Below are 15,999 nucleotides of genomic sequence, written 5' to 3'. Positions count from 1 at the left end.
GCGCATCCTGACCTGCGCAAATAAAACCATACACAACAAAGGATTGCAGTATGAAACACACAGCATTGGCGTTTGCCATCACAGCCCTGCTGGCCGGGTGCAACACCTCCAGCAACGATTCACAGGCCCCCTCCGCCGCCGAGCAGGCCTATGAATACCTGGTGCAGCTGAGCTCCACCGCCGAGGGGATCGGCGCCAGACCCACCGGCAGCGAGGCCGAGACCCGTGCCGCCGCCTGGATCCAGGACCATCTGGCCGGCTGGGGCTACGAGGTGCAACGCCAGCCCTTCACCTACACCCAGAGCGGAACCAGCAAGGCCTCCCAGAACCTCGTCGCCGAGCTCAAGGGCAAGAACGACAAGGTGATCCTGATCGGTGCCCACTATGACAGCACAGGCGACAAGCAGGGCTCCGAGGGAGCCACCGACAACGGTGCCGGGGTCGCAGCCCTCTTGGCGGTCGCCGAAGCACTCAAGGGGCAGACCCTGCCCTACACGGTACGCTTCGCCTTCTTTGGCGCCGAGGAGAACGGCCTCAACGGCTCCAAGGCCTATGCCGCCAGCCTCGACAGCGCCGCCGTTGCCAAGCTGCTGGCCATGGTGAACTACGACACCATCGCCGGGGGCGACCTCGTCTACGTTCATTCGGCCCACTCCAACGTGGCCAAGTACAAGTGTGCCGACCCGAGCCGCTACAGCTTCGATCCCAAGGTGCGGGATCGCCTGCTGACCATCTCCAAACAGACCGCCACCCCGTTTGCCATTCATCCCAGCTATGATGGCTACCCTGAGGGGGAGACCGGCGGCTGGTCCGATCATGCGCCGTTCGCCTGCCTGGGAGTGCCCGTCGCCTACGTGGAGGCCACCAACTTCACCATCAACGGGGAAGATGGCTATGACGGCTACTCCCAGACCACCAATCCGGCGCTGTGGGACTGCTACGACGAGGCCACCAAGAGCGCCTGCGATCGGGGCAGCGAAACCCAGTGGGGCAAGATCTGGCATACCCAGTATGACCGCCTCGACAAGATGGCCGAGCTGTTCCCGGGCCGGGTGCAGCAGCAACTCGGTGCCAACACCGAGCTGATGCTCCGCTTCCTCAGGGAGCCTGGTCTGTAACCCTGCCATCTCGCCGCTGAACCGGGGCTTTTACGCCTCGCGGCCTTCCCCGGCCGATAAAATTCGGGCAGGTGCCAAACCTGCCCTTTTTTATCGATTTTTGTTACAGCCATTGCCTCATTTTTTAAATCTGATACAAACGGATAACTTGGCGGTCGAATGGAGCGACCGCTCACCACGCCAGAGAGAATCCTATGCAGCCGTTTTTTGCCCAGCGCTTCGAGAAGGTAGAGCCTTCCTTCATCCGCGAGATCCTCAAAGTTGCCGCCAATCCGGAGATCATCTCCTTCGCCGGCGGCCTGCCCAATCCGCACCTGTTCCCGGTCAAGGCCATCGAGCAGGCCTGCCAGGACGTGCTGCGCGAGCAGGGCGCCGCGGCCCTGCAGTATGCGGCCACCGAGGGCTTCGCCCCGCTGCGCCAGTACATCGCCGACCGCTATCTGGCCCGCCACGGCATGCAGGTCAATCCGGACAACATCCTCATCACCAGCGGCTCCCAGCAGGCGCTGGATCTGCTGGGCAAGGTGCTGATCGACGAGGGGCAAGACCTCATCATTGAGGAGCCGGGCTATCTTGGCGCCATCCAGGCCTTCTCCGTCTATCAACCTGCCTTCAAGCCCATCACCCTGGGTGAAGAGGGGCTGGATCTGGCGGCGCTGGATGCGCTGCTGGCGAGCGGCTCCAACGCCAAGCTGCTCTACGGCGTGCCCAACTTCCAGAACCCGAGCGGCGTCTCCTACAGCCGCGCCAACCGCGAGGCGCTGGCCGAGCGGCTGGTACGCCACGAGCTGCTGATGGTGGAAGACGACCCCTACGGCGAGCTGCGTTTCGAGGGCGAGCACCTGCCCCCCATCGCCAAGCTGGCGCCGAACAATACCGTGCTGCTCGGCTCCTTCTCCAAGACCGTCGTCCCGGCCTTCCGCCTCGGCTGGATGCTGGTGCCGGACTGGCTGCGCAAGAAGGTTACCATCGCCAAGCAGGCCACCGACCTGCACAGCAACGCCTTCAGCCAGCAAGTGCTGCACCGCTTCCTGATCGACAACTCGCTGGACGCCCACCTCGAGAAGATCAAGGAGGTCTATGGCCGCCAGCGCGCCGCCATGGAGGCCGCACTGGCCCGTCACTGCCCGCCCGGCGTCAGCTATACCCGGCCGGAAGGGGGCATGTTCCTCTGGCTGACCCTGCCCGCCAGCGTCAGCGCCATGGCGCTGTTTGACGAGGCGATCAAGGAGAAGGTGGCCTTTGTACCGGGCGCCCCTTTCTACGTGCGCCCCGAGATCCAGAACACCCTGCGCCTGAGCTTCTCCTGCGTGGATGAAGCCACCATAGAGGAGGGGGTCAAGCGCCTGTGCCGCGCCCTCGCCCGCATGCTCTGACAGGCCTTGGGATGAAAAAAAACCAGCGACCAAGGTCGCTGGTTTTTTTATGGGTGGCGGGCTGGCTCAGGCCTTCGCCAGCAGGGCGGCAAACTCCTTCATCGGCATCGGCCGGCCAAAGAGATAACCCTGCAGGAAGGTCACCTGACGCGCCCGCAGATAGGCGGCCTGTACCTCGTTCTCCACCCCTTCGGCCACCAGTTGCAGGCCGAGCCGGGTCGCCAGATCGATGACGTTCTCGACGATGTGGCTGGAGAGCGCGTCCGAACCGATCATGCCGACGAAGCTCTGATCGATCTTGAGAAAGTCCACCTGGAACTGCTGCAGGTAGGTGAGGCTGGAGTGGCCGGTGCCGAAGTCGTCGATGGCGATAAAGACGCCCAGCTGATGCAGCTCGGCAAACAGCCGGTCGGTCGTCTCGTCCGCCACGATCAGCTCCCGCTCGGTCAGCTCCAGCACCAGCTTGACGGGGTTCTCCCGAAACGCGTTGATGAACTGGCGACAATCCTCCACCAGGCTCAGATCCTTGCAGTGACTGGCGCTGATGTTGAAGCCGAAGTGGAACCCTCTGGGCAGGCTGTGCACTTGGCCTGCGAACTGTTCGCGCACCTGCTCCATCAGCAGGCGGGTCATGGGCACGATGAGGCCGCTGTCTTCGGCCAGCGGGATGAAGCGATCCGGCGAGATGAGGCCCTGGCGCGGATGCTGCCAACGCATCAGCACCTCGCAGCCGCTCCAGTGAGCGTCGTCACCGGTCACTACCGGCTGCAGGTAGGGGATGAACTCCCGCTGATCCAGCGCTCGTCGCAGCTCCTGGGAGGGAGAAGTCGAGCGGCCGGTCAGCCAGTAGACCAGACAGCCCACCACCAACCCCAGCAGGGGATAGATGATGAGGCTGGCGCGGGAGTAGGTCCAGATGTGACTGCCGTACTCGTCATAGGAGAGCTCGGTGACGACCCGAAACGGGTACTTGCCGGAGACCTGCTCCAGCGAGCCCAGCACCACGGGCGGCACTTCGTCATGGATCTGGCCGTTGGCCAGCATGCTCTGCGCCCCGATCACCAGGGTCAGCGGCGAGTTGCGGCTGAGCATGTCGAGGATGTTGTGCAGATAGTAACCGTCGACCCCGACCAGCACGCTGTACTCCCCCACCGGCTGGCGATAGACCACCAGAGGCCGATCCGGGGTCACCGGGTTGCCCCGCATCAGATCCAGCTGGCCGTTGGCGTAGTCGGCCAGCTTGAAGGGACCATGATAGGAGCCATAGAGCGAGGTGCAGTAGACCACTTCCCCCCTGGCCAGGTTGACGGTGCGCACGTCCGGTATGGTGGCCACCTGATCCCGCAGCCCCTGCACCACCTCCGCGCAGGGGCGCCCGACGCTGCCCTCTACCATGGCGGCCGCCTGGTGAGCGTGATCCAGGGTGCGCTCCAGCATGTTGCGAGCATGGAGCAGGCGCTCTTCGGCATCCTGTTTCATGCCGGCAAAGGTCTGCCAGGAGACGATCAGCACGCCGAGCAGCAGGGGCAGCAGGCCGGCCAGCAGTGCCGCCCCCAGCCGGGTATAAAACTGGCGCAACCTCAAACGACGAAACGGCATACTCCCCCTCGCTGCAACGGTGAAAAGGCGGACGAGTCTACTCCTATCCCCTTTCCTGACAAGCATCTTCTGATGCATTGGACAACAGGGCAAGGCGCCCCGTCAGGGCAGGCGGCATGACGGCTCACACCCTGGGTGAGTGCCGCCCACGTCTGCAGTGACGATTATAATCTTTGCAAAAACAGTTGCTTGTTCATCTTGCGCAGGCCCACTAGAGTAGAGCCAACAGCGTCAGGGAGTCTGGATATGAAAATATTGATCACGGGCGGGACGGGCTTTATCGGTCGCCGCCTGGTGGCCCACCTCAAGGTAGCGCACGAGGTGCTGGTGCTGACCCGCCAGGGCAGCCGCGCCTACGATCTGCTCGGCCACGACGTCAAGCTGATCGATACCCTGGACCGGCTCGACAACCTCAACGACGTGGATGCGGTCATCAACCTGGCGGGAGAACCCATCGCCGCCGGCCGCTGGAGCGAGCGGCGCAAGCAGCAACTCTGCGACAGCCGCTGGCTGCTGACCGAGCAGCTGGTCGATCTCATCAAGCTCTCCGACACCCCGCCCAGGGTGCTGATCAACGCCTCCGCCATCGGCTGGTATGGCCGCCAGGGCGATGCGCCGCTGGACGAGCAGTGCCAGACCCCTCACGATGAATTCACCCATCAGCTCTGTCAGCAGTGGGAAACCCTGGCCCGCGAGGCCCGCAGCAAGCATACCCGGGTCTGCATCGTGCGCATCGGGCTGGTGCTCGGCACCGACGGCGGCGCCCTGCCCAGGATGCTGCCTCCCTATCGCCTCGGCCTCGGCGGCCCCATGGGCACGGGAAACCAGATCATGAGCTGGATCCACATTCAGGATCTGGTGCGCGCCATCCTGTTCCTGCTGGATCACGAGGAGTGCGACGGCCTCTTCAACGGCACGGCACCGCAGCCGGTCAGCAACCGCGAGTTCAGCCAGACTCTGGCCGGCACCCTGCACCGGCCGCACCTCTTCTTCGTGCCGGCCCCACTGTTGCAGCTGCTGATGGGCGAGGCGGCCGATCTGCTGCTCACCGGCCAGAGGGTGCTGCCGACCCGTCTGCAGCAGGCCGGCTTCCACTTCACCTACCCGGAGCTGCCCCAGGCCCTTGCCAATCTGCTGAGCACTCCCCGCTGACCGGGCTCTTCAGCCAACCGGATAACAATCAGCCCGGCCATTGGCCGGGCTGATTGTTGTTGTGCCTCGCGGCATCCGCGCAGGATCTGGTGCTCAGAGCAGGCCCTGCCCCAGCCCCCGCAGCCGATCGCTCAGGGTGCCCGCCAGCAGCTGGCGCTGCATGCCCTGCCCCGCCAGCGTCACCAGCACGGCCCCCAGCAGCGGCAGACCGGCCCAGATGGCCCAGTGGAACTGCCACTGCCCCTCGAACCACCACCACTGCAGGCCGAGGGAGCAGAGCTCGACCACCATGGCGGCGCACAGCCCCGCCAGCAGGCCGCTGGCAACCAGCTCCCAGCGCAGCATCTTCCTGAGCAGCTCGCTGCCGGCCCCCAGGGTGCGCATCAGCAGCAGCTCCCGGCGCCGGTGGGCCATGCTGGCCTGGGTCTGGGTCAGCAGCACCAGCAGCGCCGCCACCGTCACCAGCCCCAGCATCAGCCCCAGCGCCCGGCTCACCTGATCCGACACCGCCGTCAGCCGCACGATCAAATCGTCCACATCGATCAGGCTCACCGTGGGGTGCCGGCGGATCAGCTCCACTTCGGCCACCCGGCCCTGCTCCGGCAGACGATAGCTGCCGAGCCAGGTCTGGGAGAAGGGGGCCAGCACGTCCGGCGAGAAGATCATGTAGAAGTTGGGGCGCATGTTGTCCCACTTGATGGCCCGCAGGCTGGTCACCTTCGCCTTGAAGCTGCGCCCCTCGATGGTAAAGCCCAGGGTGTCGCCGAGCGCGATGTCGAGTCGCTTGGCCAGATCCTTGTCTACCGATACCTGGCCGGGGCCGTCCAGCCAACGCCCTGCGGTCAGGGTATTGTCCGGTGGCAGGGTGGCGGTGGTAGTGAAGTTGAGCTCGCGATTGACCCCATCGCGGCCATCTTCATCCGTGTCGCGCACCGCCTCGCTGGCGATGCTGACCAGCCGGCCACGGACCATGGGGTAGAAGTCCGAAGTCACGGCCCCCGCCTGGCGCAGATCGGCCAGGATCCCCTCCCGCTCTCCGTCTGCCACGTTGACCAGGAAGCGGTTGGGGGCATCCGCCGGCAGCCGGGCCGAAAACTCGCCGAGCAGGTCGACCCGCGCCGCCCACAGCAGACCGAACAGCATGAGTGCCAGCGCAAAGCCCGCCAGCTGGAACAGACCACTGCCCCGCTCGCGGGAGAGGTGGCTGATGGCCAGCCGCAGCGCATGGGGGCCCTGTACCCGCCGCCCCAGTCGCAGCAGCAGGGAGGCGATCACTGCCAGCAGCCCCATCAGCAGACCCATGCCGCCAATCAGCCCCAACGCCAGGGTCGCATCGGCGGTGAAGCCCCACACCAGCCCAAACAGGCCGAGCAGCGCCACCGGCAACGCCAGCCAGGGCGGGATCCCCGCCTCCAGCTCGCGGCGCAGCACCCGCAGCGGCGGCACCTTGAGCAGGCGCAGGAAGGGCACGAAGGCCAGCAGCAGGGTGATGAAGAAGGCCACCGCCAGCCCCAGCGCAAAGGGGCGCCACGACGGCGGCGGCAGATCGGCCGGCAGCAGGTTGCCCAGCAGATGCAAGGTCAGCCACTGCATGGCGCTGCCCGCCACCAGACCGAGCAGGGCACCCGCCAAGGTCAGCGACAGCAGCAGGATGCCCATCAGTTGCCAAAGCGTGCGCCGCGACGCGCCGAGCGTCTTGAGCAGCGCCACCATGTTGGTCTGGCGCTCGGCGAAGTGACGGACCGCGATGCCCATGGCCAGCGCCCCCAGCAGCACCCCTGCCAGGGAGGCGAGCCGGAAGAAGCGCTCGGCATTGGCCAGCGAGCGGCCCACCTGGGAGCCCTGGTCATCCGGCTTGATCAGCTTCTGTCCCGCCTTGAGCCTGGGCTTGAGCCAGCGTTCATAGTCGGCCACCTGCTCGCGAGTGCCCTTGAACAGGTAGCGCCACTGCTGGCGGCTGCCCGGCAGCAGGGCGCCGGTCGCCTCCACATCGGCGCTGTGGATCAACGCCCTCGGCGCCAGCAGGAAGGGGCTGAAGCCCTGATCCGGCTCCTGACCCAGCACTCCCGCCACCTTGAGCACCGTATTGCCTACTTCCAGCTCATCCCCCGGCTTGGCCGCCAGCAGCTGCATCACCCGGGCGGAGAGCCAGATCTCGCCAGGCGCCGGTGCCCGTTGCGGGCTCAGCTCCAGCTTGCCGTAGAAGGGGAAATCCTCAGGCACGGCGCGGATGGAGGCCAGCTGCAGGGCATCCCCATGAAACAGCATGCTGTTGAAGCTGACCGTGGTCTGCACCGCCAGACCCGTTTTGACCGCCTGTTCGAGCCAGCCGGCCGGCGCCGGCGTGGCCGAGCGCAGCGCCCGGTCGGCACCGATAAAGTCTCGCCCCGAGGCTTTGAGCCCGGCATCCAGCCGATCCGCCACCAGGGCCACGCTCAGTACGCAAGCTACGCTCAGCGCCAGCGCCAGCACGAACCAGCGCAGTTCGCCGTTGAATCCTTCGCGCCGCAACAGGCGCAATCCCAGTCGCCACTGACTCATCACAGCTCCCCGACTCTTGCTGCAGAGGCGTCTTCGGATGCTGGCGCAGCCGCCTCCAGTCGCCCTGCCGCCATCACCAGCTGCCGCTGGCAGCGCCTGGCCAGGTCGTGATCATGGGTCACCACCACGAGCGTGGTGCCGTGTTCGCGGTTGAGCTCGAACAGCAGTTCGATCACCCGCTCCCCGGTCTTGCTGTCGAGGTTGCCTGTGGGTTCATCGGCCAGCAGCAGGCTGGGCCTCGTCATGAAGGCACGGGCGATGGCCACCCGCTGCTGCTCGCCGCCGGAGAGACGCGGTGGCAGATGGTGCAGCCGTTCACTGAGGCCGACCGCCGCCAGCAACTCGCGGGCCCGCGGCTCGCAGCGGGTCTCGCCGCGCAGCTCGGCGGGCAGCATGACGTTCTCCAGCGCGCTCAGGGTGGGCAGCAGCAGGAAAGACTGGAAGATGAACCCCACCTGCTCGGCCCGCAGCCGGGCACGCCCCTCCTCGTCCAGCTGCAGCAGCGACTGGCCGAGGATCTCGATATCCCCCTGGCTCGGCAGATCGAGCCCGGCCAGCAGCCCCAGCAGGGTAGACTTGCCGGAGCCGGAGGCACCGACCAGCGCCACCGTTTCGCCGCTATTGACTTGCAGGTCGATCCCTTCAAGGATGGTGAGGCTTTCCTGGCCCAGGCGCACAGTCTTGCCCAGGCCCTTGACGTTGATAATGGGAGTTGAATTCATGACGCGTTTCCTGTTTGCCTTGTGCTGCCTGGTGTCATCGGTGCAGGCCCAGACCCTGCTGGTGCTGGGCGACAGCCTGAGTGCGGGTTATCAGATGCCGGCGGAGCAGAGCTGGCCTGCCCTGCTCAATCAGAAATGGCAGCAGCAGGGGGGTAAACATCAGCTTATCAATGCCAGCATCAGTGGTGAAACTACGCAAGGGGCGCTGGCCAGATTACCCGCCCTGCTCAAGGAACATCAACCGGACTGGGTGCTGATCGAACTGGGTGGCAACGATGGGCTACGCGGGTTCGCACCGGCCATCACCCGGGACAATCTCACCAAAATGGTGGAGCTGACCAAGGCGCAACAGGTAAAAACCGTGTTGACCCAGATCCAGCTGCCCCGCAACTACGGCGCCCGCTACCTGCGCCAGTTCGAGCAGATCTTCCCGGAACTGGCCAGCGCCAATCAGCTGCCGCTGATGCCCTTCTTCATGGATGATATTGCGCTGCGCCCTGAACTCATGATGAACGATGGCATCCACCCCACCGCCGCCGCTCAGCCGCAGATCCGCGACCGGGTGGCCAGCTTCATCGAGCCGCTGCTGACCCAATGAGTCTGCCATGGCGCCTCGTCCACCATCCGGGTCTAACGGCCCAATAAAAAATCCCGCCTTGGCGGGATTTTTTATTGCTCCTGAATCAGCGCTCCAGGATCTGGCGCAGCCGCTCCTGAGCCACGCCAACCAGCAAGTCTGGCTGGAACTTGGAGATGAAGCGATCGCAGCCCACCTTCTTGACCATGGCCTCGTTGAAGTTGCCGCTCAAAGAGGTATTGAGGGTGATGAAGAGATCGGACATGCGAGCATCGCTGCGAATTTCGTGGGTCAGCCGGTAGCCGTCCATCTCCGGCATCTCGGCATCGGTGATCATCAGCAGGATCTCGTCGGTCACCTTCTTGCCCGCATCGCACCACCCCTTGAGCAGGTTGAGCGCCTGCAAACCATCCTGGCATTCGATCACCTCCAGCCCCAGCTGGCCCAGGGTCTCGCGCACCAGGTTGCGGGCCGTGCTGGAGTCGTCGACGATGAGCACCTTGCGGCCATGCATTTCCGGCAGGATATCCCGATCCAGCACCTCTTCCGAGATGCGGATGTCGTAGGTGATGATCTCGGCCAGCACCTTCTCCACGTCGATGATCTCGACGATCTGGTCGACACCGTCCTCCGGGATGCGGGTGATGGCGGTCAGGTAGTTCGCCCGCCCGGCCGAGCGCGGTGGCGGCAATATGTCCTTCCAGGTCATGTTGACGATGTTGGCCACCTGGCCGACCAGAAAGCCCTGAATGGTGCGGTTGTACTCGGTGATGATGAGGTTGGACTCGGCATCGATGGGCATGGGGCGCATGCCGATGGCGCTGCGCAGGTTGATCACCGGAATGGAGGTGCCACGGATGTTGGCCACCCCGCTGATGTTGTGGTGTGCACCGGGCATCTTGTTGAGGTGAGGCAGCTTGACTACTTCCCGTACTTTGAACACGTTGATCGCAAACAGCTGCTGGGATCCCAAACGGAACATCAACAGCTCCAGGCGGTTCTCCCCTACCAACTGGGTACGCTGATCCACCGAATCCAATATGCTCGCCATATAAAGCCCTTACGTCCGTTGCCCGAGTCTCGCCATAGTATAGAAGGGTCAGAATCCCAACACGACCCGTATTCTTATCCTATGTCGGCCAGATGATGGCTGAACTTGATTAAAAAAAGCGAGACCCCGCTCGCGCCCATGCTCTCTTCAAGCCTGTCAGTAGTCATTCACCTAAATTCCAGCTCCTGGCGCACATTCACCCCCCTTTGGGGGGAAGCATCGAACCAGCCCGGTAGCGCCATCCATAAAAAAAGCGGCAGATTGCTCTGCCGCTTTTTGCCTGGGGTCGACCGGATTACTTGTCGATATCCAGCATGTTGTTGTTGAGCATGTAGTCGATCACCTGAGACGAGGTGGCCGCTGCACTGCCGGTGAGGCTGTCGAACGTGTGGTTCATCAGCACTATCTCCTGGGTCACGGGGGCGGCGCTGCTCTCCTTGACCTGCAGATGCACCCCTTCACTGTCCTGGAAGACCGAGAGCAGGCTCTTCAGATCGTTCTGGTTGCGAGAACCGTCGTGATCCAGCAGGTCGCTCAGATCCAGCTTGTCACCTTCCGCCTTGGAGAAGTCGACCACGTAATCCTTGGCCACGCTGCCCGCAGCTGTATCGCCCTGCAACCAGGTGAAGGTATCGGCGCCGCCATCCCCCTTGAGGATGTCATTGCCAAGCCCGCCGACCAGAATGTCATTGCCCAGACCACCGCTCAGGGTATCGTCGCCGATGCCGCCAAACAGGGTATCGTTGCCGCTGCCACCGTACAGGGTATCGTTGCCGCTCTCTCCATACAGGGTGTCGTTGCCGGCACCACCGAACAAGATGTCATTGCCAGCCCCGCCGAACAGGAAGTCATCGCCACCCTGACCAAACAGGATGTCGTTACCATCGCCGCCGATCAGCACGTCCGCCTTGTCGTTGCTGGAGGACTGATCAAACTCGCTGGCATGATCCGTGATGTAGTCATGGACCTGGGCATCGGTCACCGAGCCTGCGCTCAGCTTGCCGGCCACATACTGCTTGATGGCCGCGTAGCCTTCACCGTTGATGCCGGCAAAGTGGATGGCATCACCGAACAGGATGTCGTCACCGGCACCGCCGTCGATCCGGTCGCTGCCCGGCAGGTTGTTCACCGAGGTGCCCAGGATGGCGTTGGCCAGATCGTTGGCTGACACGTTGGACTGCACAATCTGATCACTGTCGAACAGCTTCAGGGTATCGATGGAGACGTTGCTGCCGATGCCGATTGCTTCCAGCGTCACGTTATTGGCCAGCAGAAGCGGCAGCACAGCCAGCGCGTTTTGCAATGCCCAGTAGTTGCTGTCATAGGAGGTGGAGATCTCGAAGGTACCATCCCCCTGTGCCTTCAAGGTCCCGATGGTGGTCGAGCTCCACTTGTTGTTATTGCCCTGCGACCACTTCTGAACATTGCCGTTCGCGTCGATCAACACCCGGTTGGTGCCGCCTATGTTGGCGTAGAAGGCTTCACCCGGCACATAGTTGTTGACGTTGACAAACGAATCGAGACGCTCGTTGGTCTTCGTATTCACGATCGGGTTGGTATCTTCATAGTCGTAATAGGTGTTTGGTGCCCCATCGGTAATGAAGTACGCCAGGTTCTTCGCATTGGCGTTGTTCTTGGCGGTGTCGCTGTTGAACCAGTTGGAGGTGGTCTTGAGCGCATCCTCGTAGTTGGTCGCCCCACCATTCCAGTAACTGCCGTCCATGCTGTCGAGCACGGCCTGCAACTTGGTCAGGACATTGGGATCCTTCAAGTCCACGCTGATGGACTTGTTGGCCTGACTGTCGAAGTCCACCAGGAAGATGTTGACCTTGCCCGCCCCCTCAGTACCGGCACTGGTCTTGAGGGTTGCAAACACCTGCGCCAGCTGGCTCTTGATGGTGTTCATGGCACTGGTGCCGATACTGCCCGAGCTGTCGACCATGAAGGCGATGTTGTAGTTCTGGCCCGGCAGCACCACACTGCCATCCAGATCCCCGACCACGATATTGTGTTCGCTGCCGTAGGTACGGTTCTGATCGCCTGGCTCCCCTTCGGTAGAGAGGAAGTAGCTCATGCGAATCGAATCCTGATCCGATGCGCTGCTGGTCTGATCGGTCGCCACTTCCTTGGCGATGGCTTCGACCTTGAGGTCGAACTGGCCGGCACTGCTGCCCGGCACCCGCAGGGTCAGACCGGTCAGTTTGACGTCCAGCGCGCTCTGGTTCCACAGACCGGTCAGCGTCAGCTTGCCATCGGCCCCGACTGTGCCAAGCACGGTGGAGCCCTGATACAGCGTCGACCCCGTCGGCATGCCTGTCAGCACCAGGCTGTCGAACTGCTCGCTGCCATCCCGGTCGGTCAGGGAGGCGCTGATCTCGAGCGGATAATCCACCAAGCTGGGCGGTACCGCCGTCAGAGTGCCGTCGGTCTGGTTGAACTGGTAGATGCCGTCATCAAACTGCACCAGCTCGATGTCGTAGAGCGACTTGCTGATGGTGACGCCGTTCTCCTTGACCAGGAAGTTGAAACCGCCGTCACTTCTGCGCTCGATGACATAGTTGGCACGCGAGCCCATCAGCACGGCCAGGTCGGTACCGGCGCCACCATACAGGGTGTCGCCACCCAGCCCGGCTACCAGAATGTCGTTGCCGGTACCGCCGTCGAGGGTGTCACCTGAGGTGGAGTTGCCACCAACCAGCACATCATTGCCTGCACCGCCGACGAAGTAATCTCCGCCGCCCTTGACGCTGACGATGTAGTCGTTGCCGCTGGTACCCACCACGCTGTCTTGAGTGGTGGTGCTGTCGGTAAAGCTGCTGGTGATGCCAAAGCTGCCCTTGTTGAAGTTGCCGCTCTGGAACGCCCCGGTGGAGATGCCGGACGACGGGTACTGGCTATAGAGCGGTACACCGTTGCCGGTCAGACTGACGTCGACCACCGGCTTGTCCGCCACCGCCGCGATATCGATCACCAGCTTGCCGCTGTTGCTCAGGTTGGCGCCGTCGCTGATCTGGTAACCAAAGCTGGCGTAGTCGCCCTGCAGGTTGCCGGTCACGACGCCATTGCCGTTGCTGGCATTGGTGCTCGACTCGTTGAGGCCCGGCACGAAGCGCAGGTGACCGCTGTCGATATCGGCGTAGGAGACAAGATCCCCCACCTTCACCGCAATCCACTGGCCAGCTGCGTTCAGGTACTCCAGCTTGCCGTTCAGCGGCAGGGTATTGATCTGCACGCTCAGGTCGGAGGCGGCCTGATCATCGCTGGCACCAAACTGGGCCCACTTCAGCACCAGCGGCGTATCTTCCTTGCCGGCACTGTAGCCACCCGTGGTCACCGGCGCACGATCGTTGTCGATGATGGTACCGGTGCCGTTCTGGCCGCCAACGGTCACGGTCAGGGTTTCATTCGCCTCGACCAGACGATCGTCCACTGTCGGGATGGTCACGGTAAAGCCCGACACCCCGGCCGGCACCGTGATCTTGCCGGTAGTGCTGTTGTAGGTCACCCCGTTGCTGAACTGGGCGGTGCCCCAATCAAGGCTGGAGGCCGGATTGGCGCCGCTTCCCTTGATGTTGAAGTCATACTGGGTTGCTTCCTGGGTCGCATCCGACAGCGTTACCGTGTGCAGCAGGTTGCCACCCTCGGTCGCGCTCTCGCTGGAGACCGACTGCACGATGGGCGTAAACAGCGGTTTGGTTGCGAAAGAGCCCAGGCTGTAGTCGCCGTCGCCATCCACCACCTTGACCTGGAAGTCGATGTCGCCATCGCCCAGCGGCTTGGACATGTTCTGATACTGGAAGAACTCCCACTTGCCGGTGGCCGGGGTAAATTCCAGACGGAACACCAGGGTGCCATCGCTGGCCGTGCCGATCAGGGTATTGGCCGATTCCATCGAGGTGGTGATCAGTTTGCCGGTCGCCGTGGTCAGCCCGGTCTCGGTAGAACCGACCAGCTGCATGTAGCCCTTGCCGTCGGCGCCCCACTGCGGGGTAACCGTACCGGAACCGTAGGCGATGGCCGGTGCCGTGGTCGCCCCGAGGAACTCGATGCTCTTCACGGTGAAGTCGCTGTTGTCTGCGTAGAGGCCGTTACCATTGTTGGTGGCCTTGATGACCATGGTATCGAAGCCACCCTGCTGCACCTGGAAGTTGCCGGCATAGTCGCCACCCGCCGCGTTGGAGCTGAAGGTCTGGGTACCGATCAGCACGCCGCCGCGGTAGAACTCGACCACCCCGCTCTCCAGCTCGCCACCGAACATCTGGCTGAACTTGATGTTGGCGCCATAGGCCACCTTGCCCGCATCCAGCTTGATGATCAGCTGCTCGGATGCCGAAGTGCCATCTGCAAAGTGGCGGAAGTCCACCTCGTTGGCGAGGTTGTGGTTCGGTGAACCAACGCTGGAAACACCCAGGCCGGCGCTGGAACCGTTGACATTGGCCGTCGTCAGGGCCGAGTTGGTCGACGAGGTAAAGCCCAGCGCCGTGATGCTGAAACCGCTCACGTTCAGGGTCATCTGGTTGCTGCCACTGTACTTGGTCAGATCAAACAGGCCGGTCAGAGTATCCGGGATGTTGGTCTTGATGACAGAGACGGCCGCCATGTCGCCAGCCACCGGTGAGTCGTCCTCGACCGAAATGGGCAGGCTGCCGGTGGTGGTGGTCTTGCCATCCGATACGGTCACACCGATCTGGAAGTTGAGTACGTCTTCACTGCCCTTGACCGGATGATCCAGCGGGGCCTTGAGCGTCACGTCATAGCTCCAGTCGCCCTTGCCGTTGCCGGCAGGCGCGGTCAGTTTCACATCCATGACCGCCTTGTAATCGGCGCCGCCCGGAGTGCCGGTATAACCGGTCAACACCTTGGTGGCGGCATTCCAGCTCCACAGCACCGCGGCACCGCCAGCCGTCAGGCCAGCCGGCCCGTTCAGACTGATGGTGAGGGTATCCTGACTATCGACGTCGCCAACCGTGATCTTGCCGCTGGCGGCCACGCTGTCGGTGGTATCGCTGCTGCCTGCCGTGTCGGCAATGCCGCCGGCCAGCCCCTCTTCGGAGATCACAGCCCCCTTGTCGATACTCAGGGTCGGTGCATCGTTGGTGCCGGTGATGGTGACCGAGACGGTGTGGCTGGTGCCATCCACACTCTTGACGGTGAAGGTTTCAATACGGGTCTCACCTTGGCCCAGATACTGCACCTTGCTGTTGTCAACGTTGTAGCTCCAGGTACCGCCTTCGGTGATGGTCAGGCTGCCCAGCGCACCAGTGCTGGCCACGCCGTTGCCGGCCACGAACTTGGCCTGGCCCTGGTCCGCATCGCTGATGGTCAGCACGCCGCTGTCGCTCAGCTTGCCGCCGACCACGTTCAGATCTTCGGTCACCGCACCCAGGTCATCCCCCGCAACCACAGCGCTGTCGTTGACGCCGGTGATGGTGATGGTGACGGTGTGGGTAGTGCCGTCCACCGAGGCCACGGTGAAGGTCTCGACCTTGGTCTCGCCCTCGCCCAGGTACTGCACCTTGCTGTTGTCGACGTTGTAGGTCCAGGCACCGCCTTCGGTGATGGAGAGGCTACCCAGTGCACCGGCGCTCGGGGTGCCATTGCCGGCCAGGAACTTGGCTTCGTCCGCCCCGTCCACGTCGGACACGCTCAGGGTACCGGTCTCGGTCAGGGTCGGGTTGCTTTCATCTTCGGTCACACCACCGGTGTCAGTGCCGGTGATCACCGCGGCATCGTTGACACCGGTGATGGTGATGGTGACGGTATGGGTAGTGCCATCGACCGAGGCCACGGTGAAGGTCTCGACCTTGGTCTCGCCCTCGCCCAGGTACTGCACCTTGCTGTTGTCGACGTTGTAAGTCCAGGC

9 protein-coding genes are annotated in these 15,999 nt (G+C 63.3%); 4 read left to right on the top strand and 5 right to left on the bottom strand.

The window, feature by feature from the left end:
- Nucleotides 1–50 precede the first annotated feature (50 nt).
- Nucleotides 51–1,118, top strand: coding sequence for a M28 family metallopeptidase (locus AB5Y95_RS11900; protein ID WP_206221199.1), 1,068 nt, complete (start codon nucleotides 51–53; stop codon nucleotides 1,116–1,118).
- Between the two features lie 194 nt (nucleotides 1,119–1,312).
- On the top strand, nucleotides 1,313–2,494 hold the full coding sequence (locus AB5Y95_RS11895) for a PLP-dependent aminotransferase family protein (RefSeq protein WP_005297787.1): 1,182 nt from the start codon (nucleotides 1,313–1,315) through the stop codon (nucleotides 2,492–2,494).
- A 66-nt stretch (nucleotides 2,495–2,560) separates the two neighbouring features.
- Here the strand turns inward: AB5Y95_RS11895 and AB5Y95_RS11890 are convergent, their stop codons facing one another.
- The gene (locus tag AB5Y95_RS11890) at nucleotides 2,561–4,093 is read right to left on the bottom strand and encodes an EAL domain-containing protein (RefSeq protein WP_368161163.1); all 1,533 of its coding nucleotides are present in this window, start codon (nucleotides 4,091–4,093) and stop codon (nucleotides 2,561–2,563) included.
- A gap of 246 nt (nucleotides 4,094–4,339) precedes the next feature.
- On the opposite strand from AB5Y95_RS11890, the gene AB5Y95_RS11885 reads away from it, so the two are divergent.
- Nucleotides 4,340–5,245, top strand: a complete 906-nt coding sequence (locus AB5Y95_RS11885) for a TIGR01777 family oxidoreductase (RefSeq protein WP_005297785.1) — start codon at nucleotides 4,340–4,342, stop codon at nucleotides 5,243–5,245.
- Nucleotides 5,246–5,338: 93 nt separating this feature from the next.
- Here the strand turns inward: AB5Y95_RS11885 and AB5Y95_RS11880 are convergent, their stop codons facing one another.
- The gene (locus tag AB5Y95_RS11880; RefSeq protein ID WP_368161160.1) at nucleotides 5,339–7,786 is read right to left on the bottom strand and encodes an ABC transporter permease; all 2,448 of its coding nucleotides are present in this window, start codon (nucleotides 7,784–7,786) and stop codon (nucleotides 5,339–5,341) included.
- Nucleotides 7,786–8,508: an ABC transporter ATP-binding protein gene (locus AB5Y95_RS11875; RefSeq protein WP_139399189.1), complete on the bottom strand. Its 723-nt coding sequence runs from the start codon at nucleotides 8,506–8,508 to the stop codon at nucleotides 7,786–7,788. The genes AB5Y95_RS11880 and AB5Y95_RS11875 overlap by 1 nt, the downstream gene beginning before the upstream one ends.
- Here AB5Y95_RS11875 and AB5Y95_RS11870 point away from each other — a divergent pair.
- Nucleotides 8,507–9,106 carry an arylesterase gene (locus AB5Y95_RS11870; RefSeq protein ID WP_094697761.1) on the top strand — a complete coding sequence of 200 codons (600 nt, stop codon included), beginning with the start codon at nucleotides 8,507–8,509 and terminating at the stop codon, nucleotides 9,104–9,106. The two genes, AB5Y95_RS11875 and AB5Y95_RS11870, sit on opposite strands and share 2 nt — an antisense overlap.
- Nucleotides 9,107–9,191: 85 nt before the next feature.
- Here AB5Y95_RS11870 and AB5Y95_RS11865 read toward each other — a convergent pair whose 3' ends face one another.
- The gene (locus AB5Y95_RS11865; RefSeq protein ID WP_005297781.1) at nucleotides 9,192–10,136 is read right to left on the bottom strand and encodes a chemotaxis protein CheV; all 945 of its coding nucleotides are present in this window, start codon (nucleotides 10,134–10,136) and stop codon (nucleotides 9,192–9,194) included.
- A gap of 295 nt (nucleotides 10,137–10,431) precedes the next feature.
- On the bottom strand, nucleotides 10,432–15,999 hold a 5,568-nt coding region (locus tag AB5Y95_RS11860), incomplete at its 5' end, for a VCBS domain-containing protein (protein ID WP_368161158.1).

Origin of the sequence: Aeromonas sp. R5-3, from assembly GCF_040908225.1 — a bacterium.
GTDB classification, from domain to species: Bacteria; Pseudomonadota; Gammaproteobacteria; order Enterobacterales; family Aeromonadaceae; genus Aeromonas; species Aeromonas dhakensis.
The sequence above is the reverse complement of the archived record's forward strand: the minus strand, read 5'-3'. Positions and strand labels throughout refer to the sequence as shown.

Excerpts from the sequence above, each read along its gene's own strand:
- AB5Y95_RS11900 (WP_206221199.1), top strand. The coding sequence starts at position 51 with ATGAAACACACAGCATTGGCGTTTGCCATCACAGCCCTGCTGGCCGGG.
- AB5Y95_RS11895 (WP_005297787.1), top strand. The coding sequence starts at position 1,313 with ATGCAGCCGTTTTTTGCCCAGCGCTTCGAGAAGGTAGAGCCTTCCTTC.
- AB5Y95_RS11890 (WP_368161163.1), bottom strand. The coding sequence starts at position 4,093 with ATGCCGTTTCGTCGTTTGAGGTTGCGCCAGTTTTATACCCGGCTGGGG.
- AB5Y95_RS11885 (WP_005297785.1), top strand. The coding sequence starts at position 4,340 with ATGAAAATATTGATCACGGGCGGGACGGGCTTTATCGGTCGCCGCCTG.
- AB5Y95_RS11880 (WP_368161160.1), bottom strand. The coding sequence starts at position 7,786 with ATGAGTCAGTGGCGACTGGGATTGCGCCTGTTGCGGCGCGAAGGATTC.
- AB5Y95_RS11870 (WP_094697761.1), top strand. The coding sequence starts at position 8,507 with ATGACGCGTTTCCTGTTTGCCTTGTGCTGCCTGGTGTCATCGGTGCAG.
- AB5Y95_RS11875 (WP_139399189.1), bottom strand. The coding sequence starts at position 8,508 with ATGAATTCAACTCCCATTATCAACGTCAAGGGCCTGGGCAAGACTGTG.
- AB5Y95_RS11865 (WP_005297781.1), bottom strand. The coding sequence starts at position 10,136 with ATGGCGAGCATATTGGATTCGGTGGATCAGCGTACCCAGTTGGTAGGG.